This window comes from Bradyrhizobium sp. USDA 4506 (assembly GCF_054058795.1).
On record NZ_JBSSBM010000002.1, the window covers coordinates 8,333,780 to 8,359,875 of the forward strand.

25 protein-coding genes and 1 riboswitch are annotated in these 26,096 nt (G+C 64.4%); of the genes, 12 read left to right on the forward strand and 13 right to left on the reverse strand.

The window, feature by feature from the left end; all coding sequences use genetic code 11:
• The first annotated feature begins 447 nt into the window (after positions 1–447).
• Positions 448–2,583, forward strand: coding sequence for a TonB-dependent siderophore receptor (locus ACVIHF_RS41420; RefSeq protein ID WP_456793772.1), 2,136 nt, complete (start codon positions 448–450; stop codon positions 2,581–2,583).
• A 1-nt stretch (position 2,584) separates the two neighbouring features.
• On the opposite strand, the gene ACVIHF_RS41425 is transcribed toward ACVIHF_RS41420, so the two are convergent.
• From ACVIHF_RS41425 to ACVIHF_RS41435, 3 genes are all read right to left on the reverse strand, one after another.
• Positions 2,585–3,970 (reverse strand): ATP-binding protein, encoded by a 1,386-nt coding sequence (locus ACVIHF_RS41425; RefSeq protein ID WP_456793773.1) that lies wholly within the window; start codon positions 3,968–3,970, stop codon positions 2,585–2,587.
• Positions 3,971–4,083: 113 nt separating this feature from the next.
• Entirely contained in the window at positions 4,084–4,788 is a 705-nt protein-coding gene (locus ACVIHF_RS41430) for a response regulator (RefSeq protein ID WP_038377300.1), read from the reverse strand.
• A 19-nt stretch (positions 4,789–4,807) separates the two neighbouring features.
• A complete protein-coding gene (locus tag ACVIHF_RS41435) occupies positions 4,808–5,356 on the reverse strand; it encodes a MarR family winged helix-turn-helix transcriptional regulator (protein ID WP_092089044.1) in 549 nt (182 codons plus the stop codon).
• A 330-nt stretch (positions 5,357–5,686) separates the two neighbouring features.
• Between ACVIHF_RS41435 and ACVIHF_RS41440 the strand changes: the two genes are divergently transcribed.
• The 5 genes from ACVIHF_RS41440 (at position 5,687) to ACVIHF_RS41460 (ending at position 10,898) form a co-directional block, all read left to right on the forward strand.
• Complete coding sequence (locus ACVIHF_RS41440; RefSeq protein ID WP_456777606.1) at positions 5,687–6,766, forward strand: branched-chain amino acid aminotransferase; 1,080 nt, start codon at positions 5,687–5,689, stop codon at positions 6,764–6,766.
• A 143-nt stretch (positions 6,767–6,909) separates the two neighbouring features.
• Positions 6,910–8,511: a histidine--tRNA ligase gene (gene hisS / locus ACVIHF_RS41445; RefSeq protein WP_456793774.1), complete on the forward strand. Its 1,602-nt coding sequence runs from the start codon at positions 6,910–6,912 to the stop codon at positions 8,509–8,511.
• Between the two features lie 119 nt (positions 8,512–8,630).
• On the forward strand, positions 8,631–8,834 hold the full coding sequence (locus ACVIHF_RS41450) for a tautomerase family protein (RefSeq protein WP_018269806.1): 204 nt from the start codon (positions 8,631–8,633) through the stop codon (positions 8,832–8,834).
• Between the two features lie 258 nt (positions 8,835–9,092).
• Positions 9,093–10,337, forward strand: coding sequence for an IS4 family transposase (locus ACVIHF_RS41455; protein ID WP_456794172.1), 1,245 nt, complete (start codon positions 9,093–9,095; stop codon positions 10,335–10,337).
• A gap of 150 nt (positions 10,338–10,487) precedes the next feature.
• Entirely contained in the window at positions 10,488–10,898 is a 411-nt protein-coding gene (locus tag ACVIHF_RS41460; protein WP_456793775.1) for a thioesterase family protein, read from the forward strand.
• A gap of 123 nt (positions 10,899–11,021) precedes the next feature.
• Here ACVIHF_RS41460 and proC read toward each other — a convergent pair whose 3' ends face one another.
• Entirely contained in the window at positions 11,022–11,897 is an 876-nt protein-coding gene (gene proC / locus ACVIHF_RS41465) for a pyrroline-5-carboxylate reductase (RefSeq protein WP_456794173.1), read from the reverse strand.
• A gap of 150 nt (positions 11,898–12,047) precedes the next feature.
• A complete protein-coding gene (locus ACVIHF_RS41470) occupies positions 12,048–12,548 on the reverse strand; it encodes a type III secretion system chaperone family protein (protein WP_016844492.1) in 501 nt (166 codons plus the stop codon).
• A 441-nt stretch (positions 12,549–12,989) separates the two neighbouring features.
• Positions 12,990–13,143: riboswitch (FMN riboswitch) on the forward strand.
• Positions 13,144–13,221: 78 nt separating this feature from the next.
• Here ACVIHF_RS41470 and ACVIHF_RS41475 point away from each other — a divergent pair.
• Both ACVIHF_RS41475 and ACVIHF_RS41480 read left to right on the forward strand, forming a co-directional pair.
• Complete coding sequence (locus ACVIHF_RS41475; RefSeq protein ID WP_456793776.1) at positions 13,222–13,803, forward strand: 6,7-dimethyl-8-ribityllumazine synthase; 582 nt, start codon at positions 13,222–13,224, stop codon at positions 13,801–13,803.
• 106 nt (positions 13,804–13,909) lie between these two features.
• Complete coding sequence (locus ACVIHF_RS41480; protein WP_456793777.1) at positions 13,910–14,716, forward strand: SDR family NAD(P)-dependent oxidoreductase; 807 nt, start codon at positions 13,910–13,912, stop codon at positions 14,714–14,716.
• A 146-nt stretch (positions 14,717–14,862) separates the two neighbouring features.
• On the opposite strand, the gene ACVIHF_RS41485 is transcribed toward ACVIHF_RS41480, so the two are convergent.
• The 8 genes from ACVIHF_RS41485 to ACVIHF_RS41520 form a co-directional block, all read right to left on the reverse strand.
• On the reverse strand, positions 14,863–16,107 hold the full coding sequence (locus tag ACVIHF_RS41485) for an IS4 family transposase (protein WP_456794172.1): 1,245 nt from the start codon (positions 16,105–16,107) through the stop codon (positions 14,863–14,865).
• A gap of 257 nt (positions 16,108–16,364) precedes the next feature.
• Positions 16,365–17,318 (reverse strand): ribose-phosphate pyrophosphokinase, encoded by a 954-nt coding sequence (locus tag ACVIHF_RS41490; RefSeq protein ID WP_028344316.1) that lies wholly within the window; start codon positions 17,316–17,318, stop codon positions 16,365–16,367.
• A gap of 179 nt (positions 17,319–17,497) precedes the next feature.
• Positions 17,498–18,118 (reverse strand): hypothetical protein, encoded by a 621-nt coding sequence (locus tag ACVIHF_RS41495; protein WP_456793778.1) that lies wholly within the window; start codon positions 18,116–18,118, stop codon positions 17,498–17,500.
• Positions 18,119–18,220: 102 nt separating this feature from the next.
• Positions 18,221–19,153 (reverse strand): MerR family transcriptional regulator, encoded by a 933-nt coding sequence (locus tag ACVIHF_RS41500; RefSeq protein WP_456793779.1) that lies wholly within the window; start codon positions 19,151–19,153, stop codon positions 18,221–18,223.
• A 74-nt stretch (positions 19,154–19,227) separates the two neighbouring features.
• Positions 19,228–19,995, reverse strand: a complete 768-nt coding sequence (gene pgeF / locus ACVIHF_RS41505) for a peptidoglycan editing factor PgeF (RefSeq protein WP_456783649.1) — start codon at positions 19,993–19,995, stop codon at positions 19,228–19,230.
• Positions 19,992–21,050: a class I SAM-dependent methyltransferase gene (locus ACVIHF_RS41510; protein ID WP_456781767.1), complete on the reverse strand. Its 1,059-nt coding sequence runs from the start codon at positions 21,048–21,050 to the stop codon at positions 19,992–19,994. The genes pgeF and ACVIHF_RS41510 overlap by 4 nt, the downstream gene beginning before the upstream one ends.
• Positions 21,051–21,149: 99 nt before the next feature.
• Positions 21,150–21,992 (reverse strand): prolipoprotein diacylglyceryl transferase, encoded by an 843-nt coding sequence (gene lgt, locus ACVIHF_RS41515; RefSeq protein WP_456793780.1) that lies wholly within the window; start codon positions 21,990–21,992, stop codon positions 21,150–21,152.
• Between the two features lie 15 nt (positions 21,993–22,007).
• The gene (locus ACVIHF_RS41520; protein ID WP_456793782.1) at positions 22,008–22,742 is read right to left on the reverse strand and encodes a dienelactone hydrolase family protein; all 735 of its coding nucleotides are present in this window, start codon (positions 22,740–22,742) and stop codon (positions 22,008–22,010) included.
• Positions 22,743–22,919: 177 nt separating this feature from the next.
• On the opposite strand from ACVIHF_RS41520, the gene ACVIHF_RS41525 reads away from it, so the two are divergent.
• The 4 genes from ACVIHF_RS41525 (at position 22,920) to ychF (ending at position 26,069) form a co-directional block, all read left to right on the forward strand.
• Complete coding sequence (locus ACVIHF_RS41525; protein WP_050384261.1) at positions 22,920–23,180, forward strand: accessory factor UbiK family protein; 261 nt, start codon at positions 22,920–22,922, stop codon at positions 23,178–23,180.
• A gap of 276 nt (positions 23,181–23,456) precedes the next feature.
• A complete protein-coding gene (locus ACVIHF_RS41530; RefSeq protein WP_283064486.1) occupies positions 23,457–24,179 on the forward strand; it encodes a 50S ribosomal protein L25/general stress protein Ctc in 723 nt (240 codons plus the stop codon).
• Positions 24,180–24,234: 55 nt separating this feature from the next.
• Complete coding sequence (gene pth, locus ACVIHF_RS41535; protein ID WP_253624882.1) at positions 24,235–24,849, forward strand: aminoacyl-tRNA hydrolase; 615 nt, start codon at positions 24,235–24,237, stop codon at positions 24,847–24,849.
• Positions 24,850–24,971: 122 nt separating this feature from the next.
• The gene (gene ychF / locus ACVIHF_RS41540) at positions 24,972–26,069 is read left to right on the forward strand and encodes a redox-regulated ATPase YchF (protein ID WP_456793783.1); all 1,098 of its coding nucleotides are present in this window, start codon (positions 24,972–24,974) and stop codon (positions 26,067–26,069) included.
• The last annotated feature ends 27 nt before the right edge of the window (positions 26,070–26,096 follow it).

Sequence of the window (26,096 nt, forward strand, 5' to 3'; positions counted from 1 at the left end):
GCGTGCTCCCGCGTTCGAGACTCTCTGCGAGAGACGACGCGCATCGCATTCGTCGTGTCGAAAGCCTGACGCGCCAACATGTCGTTTTGAATCGTTCCAGTGATGCGCATCTTGAATCACTCCAGTGTTGCGCTTCGTTGCTGCTTCCATCGATTCTATTTTGCGCGTGTGGAATTTCGATCATCCCGCCGATAGAAGTCCGCCCCAATCGATGTCGGCCTTGTCGCAAACGCGACTCGATCGATGTCGGCGTAAGGCAATGTGGGGATTTGTTCGGTGGGAACGGCTTCGTTGCGGAGCAAGCGCGGCTTGCTCGCATCAACGGCTGCGATCAATGCGGCGCTACTCGGTTCGGTCATACTTGTGCCAATGGGTGCAGACGTCGCCAGCGCTCAGGCGCAGACAAGTCCTCCGCAGAGCAATGTCAGCGAACTTCCCGCAGTGACGGTGGATGAACCTGGCGCCGCAAGGAAGCGCGGTGCCGTCGTTTCAAGCCAGAACACCAGGACTTCGCGCGCGGTCGCGGCGAACCGGCGCCGCAGTGCCGCGGCGCCCGCCCGGAGCCAGGCTCCGCGGTCGCAAGGCACAGGAGGCGCGATCGGTACGACCACGGGGTACGTCGCAACCGCGAGCACGGCCGGCACCAAGACCAGCACAGCGCTGATCGAAACGCCGCAGTCGCTTTCGGTCGTGACGCAAAAGGAGCTAAGGGATCGCAACGTTCAGACGCTCAAGGACGCCGTCAGCTACACGCCCGGCGTGACGACCACGGCGTTCGGCTATGATCCAAGGTTCGATAGTTTCTACATCCGTGGCTTCGACGCGACCTATACAGGGATCTATCGCGACGGCCTGCGCCACGGCGGCGGCAACTTCGCAATTCCCAAGATCGAACCTTACGGTCTCGACAGCGTGTCGATCCTCCGCGGACCAGCCTCGGGCCTCTATGGCCTCGGCTCTCCGGGAGGCATCGTGGATGTCACGACCAAGCGGCCGCCGTTGACGGCATTCGGTGAGGTGCAGCTGCAGGGCGGCACCTACGACCGTTACCAGGGCAGTTTCGATGTCGGTGGTCCGGTGCCCGGCAGCGATCAGCTGTACTACCGGCTGACGGGCCTGCTTCGCGACGCAAAGACCTGGTACCCCGGCAACGACGACGATCGCGCCTATATCGCGCCGGCGCTGACCTGGCGGCCGGACGCCGACACGTCCTTCACCATCCTCAGCGAATATCAAAAGAGCCGAACCGCCGCCAGCATCGGCAATTTCCGCACGCCTGACGGACAGTTGACCAACATCTATTCGAATGATCCGGCGTTCAGCGCGATGGATCAGAAGCAATATCGCATCGGCTACGCGTTCGAGCATAATGTCGACGACGTGTGGACGGTGCGGCAGAACTTCCGCTTCTACCAGGTCGACGTCGACGCGAAATACACCCAGATCGATTCAATCGACAGCAGCACCAATCTGGCGTCGCGGTCCGCGTGGCGGATCCTGGACAGCTTCAACACGGTGACGCTCGACAATCAGGCCGAGGCCAAGTTCATGCTCGGCGCGATCAAGAATACCGTGCTGTTCGGCGTCGACTACGGTCACTCCTACTACAACGACAAGATCGGTTACGGCCCGGCGCCCGATCTCAATCTCCTGACCATGAACTACGGCGCCCAGGCCATCGCGACGCCGGCATTCTCGATCTTCAACAAGCAGTCGACCGACGAGGTCGGTGTCTATGCGCAGGAGCAGGCCAAGCTCGGAGGCTTTATTCTGACGCTCAACGGCCGCCAGAGCTGGGTGTCGCAGACCACGACCGCGGGTCTCGACGGCGTGCCGTCAACGCAGAAGGCGACCGCCTTCACGGGCCGTGCGGGCCTGAGCTACGTCTTCGACAATGGCATTGCGCCCTATATCAGCTACGCGACGGCATTCGCCCCGCAGGTCGGCATCGACGCATCCGGATTGCCGTTCAGGCCGACCACCGGCGAGCAGAAGGAAGTGGGCATCAAGTACCAGATGCCGAACGTTCCGGTGCTGTTGACCGCCGCGGTGTTCGACATCACGCAGGACAATGTGCTGCGTACCGATCCGAACAACATGGCATTCCAGGCAGCGACCGGGCAGGTCGAATCCAAGGGTGTGGAGCTCGAGGCGAAGCTCGCGCTCAAGCAGGGATTTGATCTCACCGCCGCCTACACCCATCTCAACGTCGTGATCACGCAGGGCAATCCCGATACGACCGGCAATGAGCTCTCCGGCATGCCGAGGAATTCCTTCGCCGCCTTCGGCAAGTATACGTTCCAGTCCGGCGTGCCCGTCGAAGGCCTCGGGCTTGGTCTCGGCGTGCGTTATATCGGCACGAACTTCGGTAACGACCAGAACACGTTCCAGAACGCTGCGACGACGTTGTTCGATGCGGTGATCGATTACGATCTGGGCAAGCTGGACCGGCGCTTCCTCGGCGCCACGATGCGCGTCAACGCGACCAATCTGTTCGACACGCACTACCAGACCTGCCAGTCCGGTTACTGTTATGCCGGCGAACGGCGGCAGGTCATCGGCACCTTGTCCTACCGCTGGTAGGTTACACCGGCACCCGCACGACGGCGCGCAGGCCGCCCATCGGACTTTCGCTGAGCATGATGTCGCCGCCATGCGAGCGGGCGATGTCGCGGGCGATCGCAAGCCCGAGCCCGGTGCCGCCTTCGTCCTGGTTGCGGGCATCGTCGAGCCGCAGGAACGGCTTGAACACTTCCTCGCGCATGTCGGCGGGGATGCCCGGCCCGTCGTCGTCGACCGTGACGTTGAGATAGCGATGGTCGCGATGGCCGGTGATCGAGATGGTGTTGGCGTGGCGCGCCGCGTTGGAGACGAGGTTGGCGAGACAGCGCTTGAACGAGGCCGGCTTCACCGTGACGACGGGCAGGCCGTGGAATGCAACGGTTGCGGTGTGGCCGTGGCGTTCGGCGTCGCTGCGCAATTCCTCCAGCGCCAACGCCATGTCGGTCGGCTGCGCGACCTCGCCGGAATCGCCGCGCGCGAAGGCGAGATAATCCTCCAGCATCATCGACATCTCGTCGACGTCCTTGCGCATCGCGTCGATCTCGGGGCCTTCGCCGATCAGGGCAAGCTCGAGCTTGAACCGGGTCAGGATGGTGCGCAAATCGTGCGACACGCCGGCGAGCATCGCGGTGCGCTGCTCGATCGAACGTTCGACGCGCGCCTTCATCTCGATGAAGGCCTGCGCCGCGCGCCGCACCTCGCGCGCGCCGCGTGGCCGGAAGTTCGGCGCCTCGCGGCCCTTGCCGAAACTTTCGGCGGCGTCGGCGAGCCGCAGGATCGGCTTGATCTGGTTGCGCAGGAACAGCACGGCGACGATCAGGAGGATCGTCGAGGTGCCGAGCATCCAGAAGATGAATATCTCCGAATTGGAGGCGTAGGCCGCGCTGCGCTGGGCGAAGATCCGCATCACGGAATCGTCGAGCTGCACGCGGATCTCGACCAAATTGGATTTGCCGACGGTGTCGATCCAGAACGGACGGCTGATCTGGCGGCCGAGCTGCACCGAAAGCGTCTGGTCGAGCAGCGAGAAGAACGGCTTCGGCCCCGGCGGCGGCATGTCGCCGGCGGGAAGGAAGTCGACCACCAGCTGGAGTTTCTGGGCGATGCGGCGAAGCTGCGCGCGGTCCTTGTCCTGCGGGTAGCTCTTGTAGACGTCGATCAGCGCGGCAATATCGGACACCACCGCGGCCGACAGGCGCCGCGTCACCGTGTTCCAGTGCCGCTCCATGAACACGAACGCCACCACGGTCTGCAGGATCACCATCGGCACGATCATGATCAGCAGCGCGCGCGCATAGAGGCCGGTCGGCATCCAGCTCTTGAACGCGTTGCCCATCCAGCCGTTCGCCTTCGAGACGTGCTGCGAGGCGTTGCGGATCAGGGTCAGGCCGGAGTCGAGCGTGCTCATGTTCGATACTTATAGAGCGATGGGATTTCGTAGCCCGGATGAGCGAAGCGATATGCGGGGCTTGCCAACCCCGCATATCGCTTCGCTCATGCGGGCTACTTTCTGGGTCATGCTCAGGGCGAAGCCACTAGGCGATAGCCGATGCCGCGCACCGCCTGCAGAAACAGCGGATTGGCGGGATCGTGCTCGATCTTGCGGCGCAGGCGGTTGATCTGCACGTCGACCGCGCGTTCGTTGACGGTGCCGCCGGAGGTCAGCTCGGCGCGCGGCACGGTCTCGCCGGGCGCGCTGGCGAGGATGCGCAGCATCTCGCGCTCGCGATCGGTGAGATGGATGATCTCTTCGCCCTGACGCAGTTCGCTGCGCTCGATATGGAAAATATAGGGGCCGAACGCGATCTGCTCGACGACTGCGACCTGCGGCGGCGCGGTGCGCTTGAGGATATTGCCGATCCGGAGCACCAGCTCGCGCGGCTCGAACGGCTTGGCGACGTAATCGTCGGCGCCGATCTGCAGGCCCTCGATGCGGGCTTCCGCCTCGTGGCGGGCGGTCAGCATGATGATCGGCACCGTCGAGGAGCTGCGGATGAAGCGGGCGAGGTCGAAGCCGTTCTCGCCGGGCATCATCACGTCGAGGATCAGCAGGTCGAAATGCAGCCCGAGCAGCTTGGCGCGCGCATCGGTGGCGCTCATCGCCGTCGTGACCCGGTAGCCTTCGCCGGAGAGAAAGCGCGACAGCAGGTCGCGAATGCGGCGGTCGTCGTCGACCAGGAGAAGATGCGGCGCGTCGTCGGCCGGCTCGACCGGCGCGCGCATCATGGTTGCAGCCTGCACCAGCTCACTCCCTCGTTTTTCTGCCGCCGCCGAAGATCGCTTCGAGCACCTTGTCGGGATCGTCGCGGTCGATCATCGCGCGGAGGAATTGGCGAACCGTCTCGACGCCGGCCGGATCGATGCCGGCGACCGCGCGGTTGATGCGGTCGGTCTGCAGCCCCGCGAGCTTGGCGACCAGCGCCTCGCCTTTCGGGGTGGCGTAGAGCAGGCGCTGCCGACGGTCGTTGTTGCCGGTCTTCTGCACGATGTAGCCCTCGTCCAAGAGCTGCTTGAGCACGCGCCCGAGCGACTGCTTGGTGATGCGCAGGACGTCGAGCAGGTCGGCGACCTTCAGGCCGGGATAGCGGGTGACGAAGTGGATGACGCGGTGGTGGGCGCGGCCGAAGCCGAACGCCTCCAGCTCCTGGTCGGCGTCGCCGACAAAGTCGCGGTAGGCGAAGAACAACAGCTCGATGATGTCCCAGCGCAGGTCGCGTACCCCCGCCCCAGGAGCGTTGTCGTCTCCCTGCGAATCGGGCTTGGCAGCCATGCCTGAGAAATTTATGTCAGTCATATTGACGTATCTTGGGTTCAATGTTACAAAACTGCATGTCACGACGAAACATTAGGTCGTTTTGTCCTCGACAGCGTTTAAGGCGGCCTGAACGAGCCTGTGAGGCGGTTTGGGCCGCAAATTGGACTACCGTGCGATTGTCGAGCGGCATTTCGGCAAACATACTGGACTTCAGCATTCCGCAAAAGCATGTCTAAACGGCATGTTGGCGATGGAAGCCGGCGGCGCGGCCGGCGGTGGTGAAGTTCGGGCCAGCCGAGCCTGATGGCTCCGGGGGAAACAGGCCGGCGCTGGGTATCGCGCCGGTTCCGACAGCGGAAAGCAAGAAAAATGACTTTGAAATTTGACATCCAGCCTTCGCCGAATGCGACGTCCGACAAGGATCGCGCGGCGAAGCTCGTGGACCCCGGCTTCGGCCGGGTCTTTACCGATCACATGGCGATCGTCCGCTACAGCCAGGGCAAGGGCTGGCACAGCGCCCGCATCGAGGCCCGCGCCAATTTTCCGCTCGATCCGGCCGGCGCCGTGCTGCACTACGCCCAGGAAATTTTCGAAGGTCTCAAGGCCTACAAGCGCGACGACGGCGGCGTGAACCTGTTTCGGCCGGACGCCAATGCCCGCCGCTTCCATGATTCGGCCGAGCGCATGGCGATGGCGCCGTTGCCCGAGGATTTGTTCATCGATGCAGTCGAGCAGCTGGTGCGGATCGATCGCGCCTGGATCCCGGGTGGCGAGGGCAGTCTCTATCTGCGGCCTTTCATGATCGCGAGCGAGGTCTTCCTCGGCGTGAAGCCGTCGGCCGAATACATCTTCTCGGTCATCGCCTCCCCGGTCGGCTCCTATTTCAAGGGCGGCCCTGCGCCGGTGTCGATCTGGGTGTCGGAGAATTACACCCGCGCCGCGATCGGCGGCACCGGCGCCGTCAAGTGCGGCGGCAACTACGCCGCCAGCCTGCGCGCGCAGGCCGAGGCGATCGAACGGGGCTGCGACCAGGTCGTGTTCCTCGATGCGGTCGAGCGCCGCTACATCGAGGAGCTCGGCGGCATGAACGTGTTCTTCGCGTTCGACGACGGCTCGCTGCTGACGCCGCCGCTCGGCACCATCCTGCCCGGCATCACCCGCGACTCGATCATCGCGCTTGCCAAGGATGCCGGCACGCGTGTGCGCGAGGAGCCCTATACCATCCAGCAATGGCGCGCTGACGCCGCCAGCGGCAAGCTGAAGGAGGCGTTCGCCTGCGGCACCGCGGCCGTCATTTCGCCAATCGGCAAGGTGTGCTCGGCGAGCGGCGACTTCCAGATCAGCGGCGGCGTGGCCGGCCCGGTCGCCATGGGCCTGCGCAAGAAGCTGGTCGACATCCAGTACGGTCGCACCAACGACCCGCATAACTGGATCAGGAACGTCCAGTGACGGACGCAACGTCATTCCGGGGCGAGGCGCAGCATCGAACCCGGAATCTCGAGATTCCGGGTTCGCGTCGTTCGACGCGCCCCGGAACGACAGCGTAGCGGCACCGGTTGCCGCCTTGCGCGCCGGCTGGTAAACGGCCGCTCATGGCCGAGAAACCCAAGAAACCCCAGAAACTGAAGGCGCGCCTGCCGCGCGGGCTGGAAGATCGCGGCCCGGCCGCGATCAATGCCACGCGGGCGATGGTCGAGAAGATCCGCGCCGTCTACGAGCTCTACGGCTTCGAGCCGGTGGAGACGCCGGCGATGGAATACACCGACGCGCTCGGCAAGTTCCTGCCCGACCAGGACCGGCCCAATGAGGGCGTGTTCTCGTTCCAGGACGATGACGAGCAGTGGATATCGCTGCGCTACGACCTCACCGCGCCGCTGGCGCGCTATGTCGCGGAAAACTTCGACGCGCTGCCGAAGCCTTATCGGTCGTATCGGTTCGGCTATGTCTTCCGCAACGAGAAGCCCGGTCCCGGCCGCTTCCGCCAGTTCATGCAGTTCGACGCCGACACGGTCGGCTCGGCGACGCCGGCGGCCGACGCCGAGATTTGCATGATGGCGGCCGACACGATGGAAGCGCTCGGCATTCCGCGCGGCTCCTATGTCGTGAAGGTGAACAACCGCAAGGTGCTCGACGGCGTGCTCGAGGCGATCGGTCTCGGCGGTGACGAGAATGCCGGAAAGCGGCTCACGGTACTTAGGGCAATTGATAAGGCTGATAAGTTTCCGCGCGCCGAGATACGTAAGCTTCTCGGGCCCGGTCGTTGGGATGGCGGTGAAGAAGGGAAGGGCGACTTTACGAAAGGCGCCGGACTTTCGGAGGACGCGATAGATCGTGTCCTCCGATTCGTGCTTCCAGAGCACGAACTTGAGCATCTCTCTTCTGTTTCAGAGGAGCCTCCGCCCACAGAAGACGAGGCTATCCACAGAGATGGGGCAAACACCTATCCGGACTTTGCGAAGACCCTTGAAGCTTGGGCCAGCCTTGTGGGTCAAAGCACCGTTGGACACGAGGGAATCGAAGAGCTTTCGTCGATGCTAACCCTGTTTCGTTCGGCGGGTTATGGTTCGAAGCGCGTTCGTATTGAATCTTCTGTTGTCCGCGGCCTGGAATACTACACCGGCCCGGTCTACGAGGTTGAGCTGCTGCTCGACACCAAGGACGAGAAGGGCCGCCCGGTGCGGTTTGGCTCGGTCGGCGGTGGCGGCCGCTATGACGGCCTGGTCTCGCGCTTCCGCGGCGAGCCGGTGCCGGCGACGGGCTTCTCGATCGGCGTATCGCGCCTGCAGGCCGCGCTGACGATGCTCGGCCAGCTCGAGACGCGGGCCGAGTTCGGCCCTGTCGTCGTCACCGTGTTCGACCGCGATCGCGTCGCCGACTACCAGAAGATGGTCGCGCAGTTGCGCCAGGCCGGCATCCGCGCCGAGCTCTATCTCGGCAATCCGAAGAACATGGGCAACCAGCTCAAATATGCCGATCGCCGCAACTCGCCCTGCGTGATCATCCAGGGCTCGGACGAGAAGGCGCGCGGCGAGGTGCAGATCAAGGATCTGATCGAGGGCGCCAAGGCCGCCGCTGCGATCGCCTCCAACCAGGAATGGCGTGAAACGCGTCCGGCGCAGTTCTCCTGCGCAGAGGCCGATCTGGTCGCCAGGGTCCGCGAGGTCCTGGCGCGGCATGACGTGGCGTGGGGATAGCCATTCGCTTGTGACGTCATGCCCGGCCTTGTGCCGGGCATCCACCTCTTGTTTGATGCACGGCGACGTGAATGGCCGGGAGGAGCCCGGCCATGGCGACAACAAGAGGGAGAGCAACGATGCCTGAGATCACCGTGAGCATGGCCGCCGGCCGCACCGACGAGCAGAAGCTCGGCATGATGCGCGACATCACCCAGGCGCTGGTGAAGAATCTCGGCGTCGATGCCGACGCGGTCGTGATCCAGATCAACGAAGCGCCGCTGCATCACAAGATGAAGGGCGGCAAGTCGTTCGTCGAGCGCGCGGCCGCGGCGAAAAAATAATTCGCATTCATTTCGTCGTCCCTGCGAAAGCACTAGCGTGTCTACACGGTTTTGGGGCGCGACAGATTGACTCGGTGCAGCAAGAAGTGGCGTCTCTGCAGCATGTTGTATGATTCTCTCACTGGCGCTTTGATTCGAAGGAGCGCCAGCGATGCAGCCGGATTTGTCTTTGGGTGAGTTCGGGGACGTTCGTCTCGACAAAAGGGGGCGACGCTTCTCCGGGCTATGCTTTGCACGCGCAGCGTCTGCTTGCGCCAGATGGCCCGGGGCGATTGGGCTGCCAATATGGCGTTCTGGCGGTTTGTGAACAACCCCCAAGTCACGATCGATAAATTGATTGAGGGCTGGAGCGCGCAGACGCGGACTGCGGTCAGCGGGCGTCATGTGCTGGCGATCCAGGATACGAGCGAGGTCAAGTTCCAGACCCAGGCGGGACGGCGGCGCGGGCTGGGCAAAGTCGGCAAGGGCAATGCTCGCGGCGTGCTGTTGCATGCGATGATGGCGGTGGATGCCGACAGCGGGGTCTGTCTTGGCCTTACTGGCGGCAACGTTTGGACGCGCAAAGGCAAGGTAAAAATCCCGCATGAGCGGCGCGCCTTGGCCGACAAGGAGTCGGCGCGCTGGGTGACGGCCGCCGAGCAAGGCCGCGACGTCCTGGCAGATGCCCGCATGATCACCGTCGTCAACGACCGCGAGGGGGATTTCTTTGCTCACTGGGCGCTGACGCCAGCTGAGAATGTCCATCTTCTGTCGCGTGCCATGCACGACCATGCGCTGGTCGATGGCGACACACTTTATCAGGCGGTCGAGCGGAGCCGCTTCTGCGACAACGCGGTGATCGATCTGCCGCAGCGAATGGATCGGCGCGGCCGGCAGGCCCATCTCTCGATGCGCTTCGGAACCGTCGTGCTCAAGCGGCCGCAGAGGCCCGGCGTCACCGACTTGGCGGAGGGCATCAAACTCAGCTTCGTAGAAGTGGTCGAGTTGCATCCGCCGAGAGGTGCGGAGCCCATTCGCTGGCTGCTCCTGACCACTCATCCGGTCGCCACCGTTAAAGACGCCTGGCAGATCGTCTCCTGGTACCGCCAGCGCTGGATCATTGAGCAACTCTTTCGCTCGCTGAAGAGCCAGGGTTTGCGCATCGAGGATAGTCAGATCGAGAGCGCCGAAGGCCTGATCAAGCTCGTGGCGGTCGCCACCAGAGCGGCATGTATCGTCATTCAACTCGTTCAGGCCCGCAACAGTGGCGAAGAATTGCCGGCTGAATTTGTCTTCACCGCAGAAGAGATCGAGACGCTCAGGGCCATCAACAAAACCATGAAAGGTCGCACCGAGCTTCAGAAAAACCACCATCGCCCCAACACTCTTGCTTGGGCGGCATGGATCATCGCAAAACTCGGCGGATGGACCGGCTACGCCTCCCACCGTCCACCTGGACCAATCACCTTCCACACCGGAATGGCCCGCTTCCAAATCCTCGCAAATGGCCCGACAAACGCGTAGATGCACTAGTGCGAAAGCAGGGACCCATAACCACCGATGCCGGTGATTGGCAAAGGCTGCGGCCTCAGCTTTCGACCGATTGATATCCGTGGTTATGGGTCCCGGGTCGCGCTTCGCTTGCCCGGGACGACACCTGTTTTGAGGCGCCCAATGGATGCACGCGACTTCATCAAGATCGGCATGAGCGCCGAGCGCATGCTCGTGGTGCCGCCGGAGCGCACCGTCGGTCACTTCGTGCCGGGCATGCCGATGGTCTATGCGACGCCGATGATGATCCTCGAAATGGAGATGGCGTCGGGCGATGCCATCCGCGCCGCGCTGCAGCCCGGCTGGGTCACGGTCGGGACCGAGGTCGATATCCGCCATCTCGCGGCCGCGCTCGTCGGCGCCACCGTGCGGACGACCTCAAAAGTGATCGCGGTCGAGCGCCGCGTGATCCGCTTCGAGGTCGAGGCCTTTGAGGGCACGCGCAAACTCGGCGAAGGCCGCCACGCCCGCGGTCTCGTCAATGTCGAGAGTTTCAACAAGCGGCTTGCCGGGACATCGGGCCAGGCGCAGTAGGCGGCCTGTGTCGTTGGTCCGGCGAACTCGTCATGCGCGGGCCTGACCCGCGCATCCATCAAGGAAGAAAGCGTCCTTGTTCGATGGATTGCCGGGTCAAGCCCGGCAATGACGGTGCATGCGCTACTTCGCCAATTCCCTTGAGCGCCTTGTCGCGGCGGCAATCGCGCGGGTCATCAGCGGCTGCATGCCGTCACTGGCCATCAGCACCTCGAGCGCCGCAGCCGTGGTGCCGCCGGGCGAGGTGACGTTCTGCCGCAGGGTCGCCGACGGCAGATCCGAGCGATGCAGCAACTCGCCGGAGCCGGCGACGGTCGCCCGCGCCAGCGTGGTCGCGAGCTGCTCGGGCAGGCCGGCCGCAACGCCGGCGCGCGCCAGCTCCTCGGCGAGCAGGAAGACATAGGCAGGGCCCGAGCCGGAGACCGCGGTCACCGCGTCCATCAGGCTCTCATCGTCGACCCATTCGACGAGCCCGGTCGCTTTCAGCAGCGCATCGGTCATCGCGCGCTGCGCGGCGGTGACGCGCTTCGACGGTACAGCGACGGTGATGCCGCGGCCGATCGCTGCCGGCGTGTTCGGCATCGCGCGCACCACCGCGCCGCCGACAACCTCTTCCAGCGCTGACATGGTCGTGCCGGCCATGATCGAGACGACGAGTGTCGAGGGACCGACGAAGGATTTCAGTGCGGCGCCGGCGTCGCGGAACGATTGCGGCTTCACCGCGACGACAAGCGTGTCGACCGTGCCGAGATCCTTCGCCTGCGGATTGAGCCGCACGCCCTTTGCGGCAAGCGTGGAGATTTCCGGCGAGAGATGCGGGTCGATCACCGCGACACGGTCGGGTGCAAGGCCCTGTGCGAGCCAGCCGGTCAGCATGGCGCCGCCCATCTTGCCCGCGCCCGCGAGCGCGATGGTGCCGGTCGAGTTTTTCAGTGCGCTGCTCGTGCTCACAGGCGTCTCCACAAACCCGGTGTCGTCCCGGCGAAAGCCGGGACCCATAACCACAGGCGGTTCTAGTGAAGTGAAGCGCGAGCCACAAGCTGCCAAATGTCATTGCCGGGCTTGACCCGGCAATCCATCGGAATGAAAGCAGCTTTGTCGGATGGATGCGCGGGTCGAGCCCGCGCACGACGATTGAGTCCGTGGAGCTTACGCCTCGCCCTCGGTATCGAACATCGCCGCGGCCATCGCCTCGGCGGTCGACTTGCCGGCCCACACCACGAACTGGAACGCCGGGTAGTAGCGCTCGCAGGCGTGGATTGCGTTGACCACCATGGCCTCGCACTGCGCGGTGGAGGCGGTGAGGCCGCCGGGCAGCACCAGCGCCTGACGGTGCATCACCATGCCGGTGTGGGTCCACAGATCGAAATGGCCGACCCACAATTGTTCGTTGATCGCGGCGACCAGCCGCTGCACCTCGGCGCGGCGCGCCTGCGGCATCTTCATGTCGAAGGCGCAGGCGAGATGCAGCGCCTCGATCTCGCCCATCCAGGTGAACGAGAGCTGATAATCGATCCAGTCTCCCTTGGAGACGATCGTCACCTCGTCTTCGCCGGAACGCTCGAACGCCCAGTTGTTGTCGGTGGCGATATCTTCGACCACCGCAAGCGGGTTGTTCCGGGAATCGATAATGCTTTCGAGGAGGGACATGCCGTCTCGGACCTTGTTCTTATGATCGCTTGATACGCACACGGAAGCCGGCACTTGCGACATACTGCGTCGTGGCCGAGTGCAGTTCCTGATGCGGGCTTCCGGATGCCCCTGGACCTGACGCCGATGAAGTGATGTGATTTGCGGAATCCGCGCAACCGCACGCCGAGTCCGTCCACAGCCAAAGCGCGCATCGTCCACAGCTGATCTCCGCCACATCTGTGATTTTGAGAACAAATCGGAATCTAAGCGTTCGCGTAACGCTTTGTTAACCATTTGCCGGCGCTTCGCCGCGCCCGTGAATCAGCCGTCGGGCCCGCGCATCAACCTCGCAGAGCCGCAACGCGCTCATGGGGACATGCCGTTTCCCCATGCCAAAGGCCTTGCCCGGCTGTCGCGCTTTGGTCATATTTCTGCTCAGGCACGTCCATCCCGGGCGTGCCGAGTTCTCAGGGCGGGGTGAAAATCCCCACCGGCGGTAAGGGTGATGAACCCAAGCCCGCGAGCGCCTTCCTCCGCGAAGCCGGGAGAAGGGTCAGCAGATTCGGTGCAATTCCGAAGCCGACGGTTACAGTCCGGATGAAAGAGAACGGTTGCGGCAGCCAACGCGATTTTCGCGTGGGCTCGTGTCGTTGTCCGTGTGCCCTGATTCTGGTCCTGAAAGAGGAAAGCCATGAATCAGATGTTGCAAGACCAAGACGTTCAAGCCTCTCAAGTCCAACCCCCCCAGGCAGAAAGCGCTCCCGATACGCCGGCCATTCCGCCGACGCCGGAGCATCCGCACTTCGCAAAGCCGCAGCGTGTTGCCTTCGTACAGTCGTCCTGGCATCGGGACGTGGTGGAAGAGTGCCGCATCTCCTTCCTGAAGGAGATCGAGGCGAGGCACATCACCAATGTCGATGTGTTCGAGGTGCCGGGCTCGTTCGAGATCCCGCTGCATGCCCAGCTGCTGGCGAAGACCCGCCGCTACACCGCGATCGTCGCGGCCGGGCTCGTCGTCGATGGCGGCATCTACCGCCACGAATTCGTCGCCAACACCGTGATCAAGGCGTTGATGGATGTGCAATTGCGCACCGAGGTGCCGGTGTTCTCGGCGGTGCTGACGCCGCAGCAATTCCACGAGACCGAGGTGCATTACGAGTTCTTCCGCAAGCACTTCGTCATCAAGGGGATCGAGGTCGCGGAAGCCTGCGCCAACACGCTGCTCAGCCTCGAGCGTCTGCGCGGCCAGGTCGCGGCGGGGATTCCCGGCTAGCATCGGCGGAAAAGCGATTCCGGCATGCGTGCCGGGATCGCTCTCGCCCGCGGCGCGTTCGGTTATGCTTGCGGTATAAAACCAAAATGCGCGGGGGAGGCGCCCCATGACCGAACAACATTCTTCCGACTGGCTCGGCCTGTCGGGCCGCGTTGCCGTCGTCACCGGCGGAGGCGGCGGTATCGGCCGCGCCACCGCGGTCAGTTTCGCGCGGGCCGGCGCCAGGGTCGCCGCGCTCGATCGCGACGAGCGCTCCCTCGCGGAGACCAAGGCACAGCTTGGCGAGTTCGGCGACGGTCATCTCGTCGCGACCTGCGACACGACCAGCGAGGACAATGTCGCGGCAGCCGCCGACGCCGTCGCGCGCACGCTCGGCGCTTGCGACATCCTCGTCAACACCGCGGCGGTGCTGCGTCCGGGCGGGCTCGATACGCTCGCGCTCGCGGAATGGAATGCAGTGGTGGCGGTCAATCTCACCGGCTATTTCATCTGCGCCCAGGCGTTCGGCCGCCAGATGCGGAAGGCCGGACGCGGCAGCCTTATCCACGTCGCCTCGATCGCTGCCAGCAATGCGCAGGGGCAGAGCGGCGCCTACAGCGTCAGCAAGGCCGCGGTCGTGATGCTCTCGCAGCAACTCGCCGCCGAATGGGGGCCGCATGGTATCCGCAGCAATGTGGTGAGCCCCGGCCTTGTCGTGACGCCGATGAGCCAGGCCTTCTACGACACGCCAGGGGTCACCGAGCGGCGCACCGCCGTGGTGCCGATGCGCCGGATCGGCGCACCGCAGGACATGGCGGACGCGACCCTGTTCCTGGCCAGCGACCGCTCATCATACGTCAATGGCGAGGAGATCATCGTCGATGGCGGCTATGCGCGGACGCTGATGAGCCACGTTCCGCGGCCGGGGTTTTAGCGGGGTGGCTGCCGCATACTCGGTGTCGTCCCGGCCTTGAGCCGGGACCCATAACCACCAATGCGAATTGATTTACAACGCTGGAGCCACAGCCTTCGCAACAACAAGGCCTGTGGTTATGAGTCCCTGCTTTCGCACTAGTGCATCTACGCGTTTGTCGGGCCATTTGCGAGGATTTGGAAGCGGGCCATTCCGGTGTGGAAGGTGATTGGTCCAGGTGGACGGTGGGAGGCGTAGCCGGTCCATCCGCCGAGTTTTGCGATGATCCATGCCGCCCAAGCAAGAGTGTTGGGGCGATGGTGGTTTTTCTGAAGCTCGGTGCGACCTTTCATGGTTTTGTTGATGGCCCTGAGCGTCTCGATCTCTTCTGCGGTGAAGACAAATTCAGCCGGCAATTCTTCGCCACTGTTGCGGGCCTGAACGAGTTGAATGACGATACATGCCGCTCTGGTGGCGACCGCCACGAGCTTGATCAGGCCTTCGGCGCTCTCGATCTGACTATCCTCGATGCGCAAACCCTGGCTCTTCAGCGAGCGAAAGAGTTGCTCAATGATCCAGCGCTGGCGGTACCAGGAGACGATCTGCCAGGCGTCTTTAACGGTGGCGACCGGATGAGTGGTCAGGAGCAGCCAGCGAATGGGCTCCGCACCTCTCGGCGGATGCAACTCGACCACTTCTACGAAGCTGAGTTTGATGCCCTCCGCCAAGTCGGTGACGCCGGGCCTCTGCGGCCGCTTGAGCACGACGGTTCCGAAGCGCATCGAGAGATGGGCCTGCCGGCCGCGCCGATCCATTCGCTGCGGCAGATCGATCACCGCGTTGTCGCAGAAGCGGCTCCGCTCGACCGCCTGATAAAGTGTGTCGCCATCGACCAGCGCATGGTCGTGCATGGCACGCGACAGAAGATGGACATTCTCAGCTGGCGTCAGCGCCCAGTGAGCAAAGAAATCCCCCTCGCGGTCGTTGACGACGGTGATCATGCGGGCATCTGCCAGGACGTCGCGGCCTTGCTCGGCGGCCGTCACCCAGCGCGCCGACTCCTTGTCGGCCAAGGCGCGCCGCTCATGCGGGATTTTTACCTTGCCTTTGCGCGTCCAAACGTTGCCGCCAGTAAGGCCAAGACAGACCCCGCTGTCGGCATCCACCGCCATCATCGCATGCAACAGCACGCCGCGAGCATTGCCCTTGCCGACTTTGCCCAGCCCGCGCCGCCGTCCCGCCTGGGTCTGGAACTTGACCTCGCTCGTATCCTGGATCGCCAGCACATGACGCCCGCTGACCGCAGTCCGCGTCTGCGCGCTCCAGCCCTCAATCAATTTATCGATCGTGACTTGGGGGTTGTTCACAAACCGCCAGAACGCCATATTGGCAGCCCAATCGCCCCGGGCCATCTGGCGCAAGCAGACGCTGCGCGTGCAAAGCATAGCCCGGAGAAGCGTCGCCCCCTTTTGTCGAGACGAACGTCCCCGAACTCACCCAAAGACAAATCCGGCTGCATCGCTGGCGCTCCTTCGAATCAAAGCGCCAGTGAGAGAATCATACAACATGCTGCAGAGACGCCACTTCTTGCTGCACCGAGTCAATCTGTCGCGCCCCAAAACCGTGTAGACACGCTAGTGCTTTCGCAGGGACGACAGCAAATATCGATTTAATCGAACAGGCTCGAGACCGACTCTTCCGCCGCGGTGCGGCCGATCGCTTCGGCAATCAGTCCGGCGATCGAGATCTGGCGGATGTTCGGTGCCTTGTTGACGGCTTCCGTCGGCAGGATCGAGTCGGTGATGACCAGTTCCTTCAGACGCGACGAGGCGATGCGCGCGGCGGCGCCGCCGGACAGCACGCCGTGGGTGATGTAGGCCGAGACTTCCTTGGCGCCGTGCGCGATCAGCGCCTCGGCCGCATTCACCAGAGTGCCGCCGGAATCGACGATGTCGTCGACCAGGATGCAGTTGTAGCCGGCGACGTCGCCGATCACGTTCATCACCTCGGACTCGCCGGGGCGCTCGCGGCGCTTGTCGACGATGGCGAGCGGGGTGTTGATGCGCTTGGCGAGGCCGCGGGCACGCGCCACGCCGCCGACGTCGGGCGACACCACCATCACCTTGGCGAGGTCGAACTTTTCTTTGATGTCGCGCACCATCAGGGGCGCCGCGAACAGGTTGTCGGTCGGGATGTCGAAGAAGCCCTGGATCTGGCCGGCATGCAGGTCGAGCGTCATGACGCGGTCAACGCCGGCGTGCGAGATCAGGTTGGCGACCAGCTTGGCCGAGATCGGCGTACGCGAGCCGGACCTGCGATCCTGCCTGGCATAACCGAAATAGGGCACCACCGCGGTGATGCGGCGCGCCGAGGAGCGGCGCAGCGCGTCGGTGATGATCAACAGTTCCATCAGATTGTCGTTGGCCGGAAACGACGTCGACTGCAGGATGAACATGTCCGAGCCGCGGACGTTCTCCTGGATCTCGACGAAGATCTCCATGTCGGCGAAGCGCCGGACCACGGCCTTGGTCAGTTCGATGCCAAGTCCCTTGGCGATGTCCTGCGCCAGCGCAGGATTGGAGTTGCCGGCGACGAGTTTGATTGATCCGTTCTTTGCCGACATCGATGCTTCCCCCCGCGCCTTGCTGGATACGACGTTCAGCATCTCAAGTCCTTACAGAACCGGCGGGTTTTCGGTGCGCGAGGGAATATCAGGCAGGCGCATCCGATGGCAACCCATTAGCCGGCTTTGGCCGCCGTTTTCCTGGGCAAAAAACGCATTTCCCCGGGCGATAACGGGGTTTAGTCGGCGGAATAGCCGAGCGCCACGGTCTCGGGCGCGGCGGCGGCCGGGGTGCTTGCCACCGTGGGCCCGCGGAGGTCCGGTGCCGGGGCGGGCGCGAGGCTGTCCGCCGGGCCGCCATTGATCATGCCGGACAGGCCGCTGAGGCCGGCCTGGGCGATCTTGCGCAGCACCAGGTCGTCGGCGGCGGCCCACGCGTCGCGGCCGGCCTTGCCGGCGGGCTCCTCGCCGGAGAGCCGCAGCGCGCGTTGCTGGTTGCTGTCGTAGACGTCCCACACCCACGCGATCATGGTGCGGCCGCGCACCACCTGTGCCGACAGATAGCTGCGCACGCGATAGGCGGCAGCGCCCTGGCGCGACACGATCGACAGGCTGCGCAGCTTGGACTCGCTGTCGAGCACGCCGACCATGCGGTCGAACACCTGGGGCGGCGGGCCGTCGATCGATTCGAACGCAACCGTTGCGCCGCTGCTTGCCGGCGTGGCCATGGCGTAGGAATCGGCCACGTTGCCGCCGGCCGCGCAGCCGCCAAGCGCGCACGCGATCGCGAGCCACGAGCATGCGATCGCGGCACGCACGGCTGTCCCAGTTTGAAACTGGCGGTTCGACGCTTCCCTCATTGCATCCTGCGATATCGTTAAAACGGCTTAACGTCTAGGGCAGGACGGCCACAGCACTTAACCGATCCGGGCGGCGCGCCACGAGGTTTCGGATTTCCCTGCTCAGTCAGAGAGATGGTGCCGCATGGCTGCGGTGATCCAGGCCCATTCGCGGTTCGGGCTCGCGTCCGGCGATTGCCCGCGCATGATGGCGACGAGCTCCCAATAGCGCGCCGCACGGGCATCGTGCAGGGCATATTTGCCGCGGATCCAGTTGCGGAATTCCAGATCAGGTTTTCGCTTCAGCAATCGCGCCGATGTTTCCAGCCAGTCGCGCGCCAGCGCCTGGCCGGCCTCCGACGTCGGGCCGAGGTCGCGCGCGATAATCTCCTTGGCTCTCGCCAGCACGGTTTCGTTGGCCGCTTGCCAAGCGGCGAGATCCAGCACGTGGTGATTCCAGACGTCCTCCGCGTTGGCGCGGATGTTGGCGACGAGGGAAGGGTCGTTGAGCATTTCCGAAAGCTCGATCCAGGCATCGCACTGCTCGGGCGTCGGCTGGTCCGGCAATTCGGGCACGCTGGTCTCGATCATCTGCCGGATCCATTTCCGGTCGATGTTGATGCCGTCGGACACTTTCTCGAAAAAGCGTTCGACGACGTTGCGGCGCTCGGTGCGGGACAGCTGCGTCATGGTCAAAAATCTCCTCAAGTCTGCTTCGGTGAGTTGCGGTGAACGCAACGCAGCCCGTAGGGCCGAGGCGACGCGGCGCTGTGCCGCGATCTCCGCTTCCAGCGTCTCGAGGCGAAGCTGCAGCGCCTCGACCAGCGAGAGTTCCTTGGTCAGAACCTCACGGATGGCATCGAGACCGAGCCCCGCATCGCGCAGGCAGCGGATCAGGTCGAGGCGAACCAGTTCGTCGTCGGTGAAGACGCGATAGCCGCTCGCGGTGCGGCCGGCCGGCGGCAGCAACCCCTGGTCCGAATAGAAGCGGAGCTTGCGGACGGAAATTCCGCTGAGCCGCGCCGCCTCGCCGATGCTGTAGGTGCGTTGTGTCATGCGCCGCTTGTCCGGTCTCCAGCAGGTGGAGAGTCAAGACGCTTGTCGCACAAAAATCGCGGGAGTGCCCGGCGTCAGCCTTCCAGCGCGATGGCGTGAACGAGCCGGCCGTAATCGGCTTCCTTGCGATGCACGGAGCGGCGGTAGCTGAAGCAGCGCTCGTCGGAATAGGTGTCGATGCCGAGATCGTCGATCATCAGCACGCCGGCATTTTCTAGCCGCATGCGGATGAAGCCGGCAAGATCGAACATCGCGTGTCCGTCGCGTTCGGCGGGCATGAAGAACATGCCGTTCTCCGCATCGGCCTCGATGAAGCGTTCGACGAATTCGTTGCCGACCTCGTAGGACTCCTTGCGGATCAGCGGGCCGATGGCGGCGACGATGCCGCCGCGCTCCGCACCGAGCTTCTCCATCGCGTCGATGGTCGATTCCAACACGCCGGTCAGCGCGCCCTTCCAGCCGGCATGCGCCGCGCCGATCACCCGCGCATTGGGATCGACGAACAGGATCGGGCCGCAGTCGGCCGTCGTGACCGATATCGCAAGGCCCTCGGTGCGGGTGACGAGCGCGTCCGCCTTCGGGCGCGCGGCGCCATTCCATGGACCGGTCACGGCCACGACGTCAGGCGAGTGAACCTGATGCACGCTGACGAGGTGATCGAGCGGCACGCCGAGCTGCGCCGCCATCCGTCGCCGGTTCTCCGCGACCTTGGCCGGATCGTCGCGCGAGCCGAGCCCGCCATTGAGGGCGGCATAGATGCCCTCCGACACGCCGCCCTCGCGCGAGAAGAAGGCATGGCGCAGGCCCGGAATGGACGACAGCAGCGGTGATCCCAATGTCATTGTTCGGTCTCGTCAGGCTGATCGCTCAATCCGGCGATCGAGGTGAGGCGTGGGTCGGAGATGGCCATGACCTTGAACATCGAGCCCATCCCGCCGCGTCCGGAATCGGTCAGGCGCTTCAGCGCACCAGCAACGTCGGCGGAGACTTCGGGGCTTGCCTTCGCCATCAGCCCGGCCGCACGGGCCTCGACGCCGAGACGCTTGAGGAAGTCGCCCTGCGTCGCCGGTCCGTGGACGCGCGCGCCGACATCCTCGGCGGCCCGCGCCAGGGCCTGGAAATCGACATGCGCGGTCACGTCGGCCTGTCCGGGGTTCTTCAGCGGGTCGGCGAAGCTGTGGCGCGCGATCGCCTGGAAGGTGTCGCCGGCGTCGCTGCGCAGATGGCCGTAATCGATGATCAGCGCGGCGCCGTCCTGGTCGCGCAGCCGCGTGGCGAGCTTCATGATCTCGTTGTCGGGCCGCCATTCGAACACCGCGCCGAGTGGCGCGGCGCGCACCAGCGGCGGCAGCAGCACCTCGAAATGCGGCGTCGGCTCGGGCGCGGGAGCGAAATACAGGTTGCCATTGGCATCCATCCCGACGGTCCGCTCGTGCCAGCCGGTCTCGCGCCGGACCATCTGGTGAATCGGCAGCACGTCGAAATATTCGTTGGCGAGGATCACCGCCGGTCCCTCGGGCACGTCATCGATGCTATCGTGCCAGGTGATGTTGCGCACGCCCGCCAGCGTCGCGTACTGCTTCTCGCGCAGCACCGGGTTGACCTCGACGAGGTGGATGCTGAGCGACTGGTAGAGCGGCGGCAGCACGCGTAGCGCACGCAGCGCGTCGGACATCATGGTGCCGCGGCCGGGCCCGAGCTCGATCAGGCGGAACGTCTCCGGCGAGCCGATCGCGCGCCAGATCGAGGCGCTCCACAGCCCGAGCAGTTCGCCGAACATCTGGCTGACCTCGGGCGCCGTGGTGAAATCGCCCTCGCGGCCAAGCGGATCGCGCGACAGATAGTAGCCGTACCGCGGATGCATCAGGCACAATTCCATGTAGCGCCAGACCGGCATAGGCCCGGACAGCTTGATCAGCTTCCTGATCTCATCCAGCAGCGGGGAGGGTTCGTTCACGGCCTTCCTTGGATTGCACTTGCTTTAGATTGAACTTGTTCAGGTTGAACTCGGTGCCGGACCGTTCGCCCTGCGGCGGACGGCGGCCGTGATGATGATAACGCCCACGATGATCATTGGCACCGACAGCAGCATGCCCATGGTAAGTCCGCCCCACAGGAATCCGAGTTGCGGGTCGGGCTCCCTGAAGTGCTCGCCGATGATTCGGGCAACGCCGTAGATCGTGATGAAGCTACCGAGGATCAGGCCGGGACGCTTCAGCGCGCCCATCCGGATCATGATCGCCAGCGCTGCAAACAGCACGATGCCCTCGAGCCCGGCCTCGTAGAGCTGGCTCGGATGCCGCGGCAGCGGCCCGCCATTGGGGAAGATCATGGCCCAGGGCAGGCTCGGATCGGCGTGACGGCCCCACAATTCGCTGTTGATGAAATTGGCGAGCCGGCCGAGGAACAGCCCGATCGGCGCGACCGCGGTGGTGATATCGCCGAGCGACAGGATCGGGATGTCGTTGCGGCGGGCAAACAGCATCACCGCGGCGACGCAGCCGAGGAAGCCGCCGTGGAACGACATGCCGCCCTTCCACAATTCGAGGATTTCGGAAGGGTGCGCGATGAAGAAGGGCAGGTTGTAGAACAGCACATAGCCGGTGCGGCCGCCAACGATGATGCCGATGGTGACCCAGAGGATGAAATCGTCGAGCTGCGGCAGCGTGATCGGCGCCGGGCCGCCCCACAGCCGTTCCTTCTTGATCAGCGAGCGGGCGTAGATCCAGCCCAGCACGATGCCGACGATATAGGCCAGCGCATACCAGCGGATCACGATCGGCCCGAGCGAGAGCGCGACGGGATTGAACACCGGAAAGTCGATCAGCAGGAACGGCATCGTGCGTCTTGAGACTCAGCCCACGAGGTTGCGCCGGTAAAGCGCGAGTAGCCGCTCCCAATGGCGTTCGGCGGCGTCGCGGTCATAGACCGGACGCTTGGGGAACGCAAAGCCGTGATGCGTGCCGGGATAGATCTCGACCTCGTTGTTCGATCCCTTCATGCCGGCCTTCACCTGCTCGATGATGTCCTGGGGCGCATAGATATCAGTCTCGGCGCAGGCGAAATAGAGTTCGGCCTTGGTCTTCTGCGCGGCAAGATGCGGACTGTCGGGCTGGTCGGTCGCCAGGTGCGTTCCGTAGACCGAGGCGGCGGCCTTGACGCGATCGCCGAAATGCGTCGCCGCGTTCACCGCATAGCGGCCGCTCATGCAATAGCCGACGGTGCCGATGATCCTGGTGTTGGCGGCCTTCTGAGTCTCGGCATAGGCGAGCAGGCCCTTGGTGTCTTCCATGACCAGCGGAATGTTGATGGAGTTCATGTACTCGAACATGCGCTTGCGTTCGGGTGCGTCGGGGGCGGGCGGGATCGGACCGAGCTCCATCACGCCCGACCGGTAGTAGAGATTCGGCAGCATCACATAGTACCCGGAGGTGCCGAGCCGGCGCGCCATGTCGCGCAGCTCCTCGCGGATCGCCGGCGCGTCCATGTAGAAGATGACGACGGGGAAGGGGCCGCCGCGCTCGGGATGGGTGATGAAGGTGGTGGTCTTGCCGTCCTTGGTCGGGATCTCGACGGTCTGGTCGATCATGGCGTTTCTGCTCGCGTTATGTGTGCGATTTCTGTTGTGAGTTCATACGATTGCAAGGAAACCGGAGCATGACAAGGCAAGCCTCGGGAGGCCTGCCATTCGCGGCGGACTTGAACCGGATGGCTGAGATCGCCATTGTCTTTGGCGCGAGGCAGTGAACGCGGAGAGTTTTGCGAAATGACCCAGACCAGCAACCGGTTTTTCGATGAGATCGGCCGTCTGATGAACGATGCCGCGGGCGCCGCCCAGGGCGTCAAGCGCGAGGTCGACACGGTCATGCGCAACCAGGCGGAACGGATCCTGCGCGACCTCGACGTGGTCAAGCGCGAGGAATTCGACGCGGTCAAGGACATGGCCCGCCTGGCGCGCGAGGAGAACGAGGCGCTGAAGGCGAGGATCGCGGCGCTGGAAGCCAAGCTCGGCGGTACGGCCGGCTGATACGGCCCGGAGCGCAGCCCCGTAGCCCGGATGGAGCGAAGCGCAATCCGGGGCCGGCCCCGCGGAGGCAGTGGTCCCGGATTTCGCTTCGCTCCATCCGGGCTACGATCCTCGCTCGGTAACCCAAGAAAAATCCCTTCATTTCCTTGTCATTTCGGCCCTTTAGGGCTAAAAGCCCGCCACGTCCGCGGCCCCCGCACCCCTGGAGGCTTGCTGTGGACCTGAGCATGGGCCGCGCTGCGGCCTTTAACTTTTTAAATACAAGGACTTAACGCTATGGCGACCGTCAAGGAATTGAAGGCGACCGCGCGTCCGAAGAGCGGCAAGGGGGCCGCCCGGGCAGAGCGTCGCGCCGGGAGAGTTCCCGGAGTGATCTACGGAGACAACCAGCCCCCCGTCACCATCTCGGTCGACGACCGTGAACTGCGCCAGCGCATCCTGGCGGGCCGGTTCCTCACCACGCTGTTCGATATCGATCTCGAGGGCAAGAAGCACCGCGTGATTCCGCGCGACTACCACCTCGACCCGGTGAAGGACTTCCCGGTCCATGTCGACTTCATGCGGCTCGGCGAAGGCGCCACCATCCGCGTCAGCGTGCCGCTGCACGTCGTGAACGCGGAAACCGCCCCCGGCATCAAGCGCGGCGGCACCGTGAACATCGTTACCCACGCGCTCGAGCTCGAATGCGCGGTCGACAACATTCCGCAATACATCGAAGCCGACGTCGGCAGCCTCGAGATCAGCCACTCGCTGCATCTCACCGACATCAAGCTGCCCAAGGGCGTGAAGTCGCTGACCCGCGAGGACGCGACCCTGGTCACCCTCGTGCCGCCGTCCGGCTACGCCGAAGAGCAGAAGGCCGCGGCTGCGGCTGCTGCCGGTGGCGCTGCTCCTGCCGCGGGTGCTGCAGCTCCGGCCGCTGCGGCGGCTCCGGCTGCGGGTGCTGCGGCTCCGGCCGCGGGCGCCAAGGCTCCCGCCGGTGGCGACAAGAAGAAGTAACCGATCAGGTCGGCGCGCGATCGTCTGATGGCGCGCCGACGCGGGATGCCGCGCCATGCGCCTTTTTGTCGGTCTCGGTAATCCCGGCGCGAAATACGCCAGCAACCGGCACAATATCGGTTTCCTGGCGGTCGATGAGATTGCACGGCGTCATGGTTTCGGACCATGGCGCCGTCGCTTTCAGGGCGAGACCTCCGAGGGCGTCGTCGATCGCGAGAAGGTCGTGCTGCTGAAGCCGACCACCTACATGAACGACTCCGGGCGCGCGGTGCAGGAAGCGGCGAACTTCTTCAAGCTCGCGCCCTCCGACATCACCGTGTTCCAGGACGAGCTCGAACTGCCGCCCGCCAAGGTGCGGGTCAAGATCGGCGGCGGGATCGCCGGCCACAACGGCCTGCGCTCGATCTCCGCGCATATCGGCAACGAGTATCGGCGGGTGCGGCTCGGGATCGGTCATCCCGGCGTCAAGGAGCTCGTGCACAGCCACGTGCTGTCGGACTTCGCCAAGAGCGACCGGGCGTGGGTGGAGGCCCTGTGCCAGGCCGTCGCCGACAATGCCGGCCTGCTGGCTGCGGGGCACGACGCGTCGTTCGCCAACAAGGTGCATCTGACGATGCAGGCCAAGGGGTTTTTCGACAAGGGTGAGAACGGCGGCGAGAAGCCGGCCTGATCTCCCTTGTCGTCATGCCCGGCCTTGTGCCGGGCATCCAGGTCTTACCTGCCGCGTGCACGTAAGACGTGGATGGCCGGGACGAGCCCGGCCATGACGGATCAGAGAATGTTGAGGAAGACATGGGATTCAAATGCGGGATCGTCGGGCTGCCTAACGTCGGCAAGTCGACGCTGTTCAATGCGCTGACCGAGACGGCGGCCGCCCAGGCGGCGAACTATCCGTTCTGCACCATCGAGCCGAATGTCGGCGAGGTTGCGGTGCCCGATCCGCGGCTGGAGCAGCTCGCGGCGGTCGCGAAGTCCGCGCAGATCATTCCGACCCGGCTGACCTTCGTCGACATCGCGGGCCTCGTCCGCGGCGCGTCGCAGGGCGAAGGTCTCGGTAACCAGTTCCTCGCCAACATCCGCGAGGTCGACGCCATCGCCCATGTGGTGCGCTGCTTCGAGGATTCCGACATCACCCATGTCGAAGGCAAGATCGCGCCGCTCGCCGACATCGAGACCATCGAGACCGAGCTGATGCTGTCCGATCTCGACAGCCTCGAGAAGCGCGTCGATAACCTCTCGAAGAAGGCCAAGGGCAACGACAAGGAAGCCAAGGAGCAGCTCGAGCTGGTCATCCGCGCGCTGGTGCTGCTGCGCGACGGCAAGCCTGCCCGCGGACTGGAGCGCAAGCCGGAGGAGGAGCGTGCGTTCCGCATGCTCGGGCTCTTGACCTCGAAGCCCGTGCTCTACGTCTGCAACGTCGAGGAAGGCTCGGCCAAGGACGGCAACAATTTCTCCAAGGCAGTGTTCGAGCGCGCCAAGGAGGAGGGCGCGGTCGCGGTCGTGATCTCGGCCAAGATCGAATCCGAAATCGCGACGTTGTCGCGTGAGGAACGCACTGACTTCCTGGAGACGCTGGGTCTGGAAGAGGCCGGCCTCGATCGGCTGATCCGCGCCGGCTACCGGCTGCTCGATCTCATCACCTATTTCACCGTCGGCCCGAAGGAAGCCCGCGCCTGGACCATCGACCGCGGCACCAAGGCGCCCGCTGCCGCCGGCGTGATCCATACCGATTTCGAGAAGGGCTTCATCCGTGCCGAGACCATCGCCTATGCCGACTACATCGCCGGCAACGGCGAAGCCGGCGCGCGCGATGCCGGCAAGCTGCGGCTTGAAGGCAAGGAGTACGTCGTCGCCGACGGCGACGTCATGCATTTCAGATTCAATACCTGAGCATCGATTTCGAGAGAGCTTTTTCCC

Bases quoted from the DNA above. Each gene is read 5' to 3' on its own strand.
- ACVIHF_RS41455 (WP_456794172.1), top strand. From the start codon at position 9,093: ATGGCCCGGGGCGATTGGGCTGCCAATATGGCGTTCTGGCGGTTTGTG.
- ACVIHF_RS41480 (WP_456793777.1), top strand. From the start codon at position 13,910: ATGACCGAACAACATTCTTCCGACTGGCTCGGCCTGTCGGGCCGCGTT.
- hisS (WP_456793774.1), top strand. From the start codon at position 6,910: ATGGCCGAGAAACCCAAGAAACCCCAGAAACTGAAGGCGCGCCTGCCG.
- ACVIHF_RS41485 (WP_456794172.1), bottom strand. From the start codon at position 16,107: ATGGCCCGGGGCGATTGGGCTGCCAATATGGCGTTCTGGCGGTTTGTG.
- lgt (WP_456793780.1), bottom strand. From the start codon at position 21,992: ATGCCGTTCCTGCTGATCGACTTTCCGGTGTTCAATCCCGTCGCGCTC.
- ACVIHF_RS41460 (WP_456793775.1), top strand. From the start codon at position 10,488: ATGGATGCACGCGACTTCATCAAGATCGGCATGAGCGCCGAGCGCATG.
- ACVIHF_RS41525 (WP_050384261.1), top strand. From the start codon at position 22,920: ATGACCCAGACCAGCAACCGGTTTTTCGATGAGATCGGCCGTCTGATG.
- ACVIHF_RS41475 (WP_456793776.1), top strand. From the start codon at position 13,222: ATGAATCAGATGTTGCAAGACCAAGACGTTCAAGCCTCTCAAGTCCAA.
- ACVIHF_RS41430 (WP_038377300.1), bottom strand. From the start codon at position 4,788: ATGATGCGCGCGCCGGTCGAGCCGGCCGACGACGCGCCGCATCTTCTC.
- ACVIHF_RS41450 (WP_018269806.1), top strand. From the start codon at position 8,631: ATGCCTGAGATCACCGTGAGCATGGCCGCCGGCCGCACCGACGAGCAG.
- pgeF (WP_456783649.1), bottom strand. From the start codon at position 19,995: ATGACATTGGGATCACCGCTGCTGTCGTCCATTCCGGGCCTGCGCCAT.
- ACVIHF_RS41440 (WP_456777606.1), top strand. From the start codon at position 5,687: ATGACTTTGAAATTTGACATCCAGCCTTCGCCGAATGCGACGTCCGAC.
- ACVIHF_RS41435 (WP_092089044.1), bottom strand. From the start codon at position 5,356: ATGACTGACATAAATTTCTCAGGCATGGCTGCCAAGCCCGATTCGCAG.
- ACVIHF_RS41520 (WP_456793782.1), bottom strand. From the start codon at position 22,742: ATGATCGACCAGACCGTCGAGATCCCGACCAAGGACGGCAAGACCACC.
- proC (WP_456794173.1), bottom strand. From the start codon at position 11,897: ATGGGTCCCGGCTTTCGCCGGGACGACACCGGGTTTGTGGAGACGCCT.
- ACVIHF_RS41510 (WP_456781767.1), bottom strand. From the start codon at position 21,050: ATGCCGGTCTGGCGCTACATGGAATTGTGCCTGATGCATCCGCGGTAC.
- ACVIHF_RS41470 (WP_016844492.1), bottom strand. From the start codon at position 12,548: ATGTCCCTCCTCGAAAGCATTATCGATTCCCGGAACAACCCGCTTGCG.
- ACVIHF_RS41490 (WP_028344316.1), bottom strand. From the start codon at position 17,318: ATGTCGGCAAAGAACGGATCAATCAAACTCGTCGCCGGCAACTCCAAT.
- ACVIHF_RS41530 (WP_283064486.1), top strand. From the start codon at position 23,457: ATGGCGACCGTCAAGGAATTGAAGGCGACCGCGCGTCCGAAGAGCGGC.
- ACVIHF_RS41495 (WP_456793778.1), bottom strand. From the start codon at position 18,118: ATGAGGGAAGCGTCGAACCGCCAGTTTCAAACTGGGACAGCCGTGCGT.
- ychF (WP_456793783.1), top strand. From the start codon at position 24,972: ATGGGATTCAAATGCGGGATCGTCGGGCTGCCTAACGTCGGCAAGTCG.
- ACVIHF_RS41425 (WP_456793773.1), bottom strand. From the start codon at position 3,970: ATGAGCACGCTCGACTCCGGCCTGACCCTGATCCGCAACGCCTCGCAG.
- pth (WP_253624882.1), top strand. From the start codon at position 24,235: ATGCGCCTTTTTGTCGGTCTCGGTAATCCCGGCGCGAAATACGCCAGC.
- ACVIHF_RS41500 (WP_456793779.1), bottom strand. From the start codon at position 19,153: ATGACACAACGCACCTACAGCATCGGCGAGGCGGCGCGGCTCAGCGGA.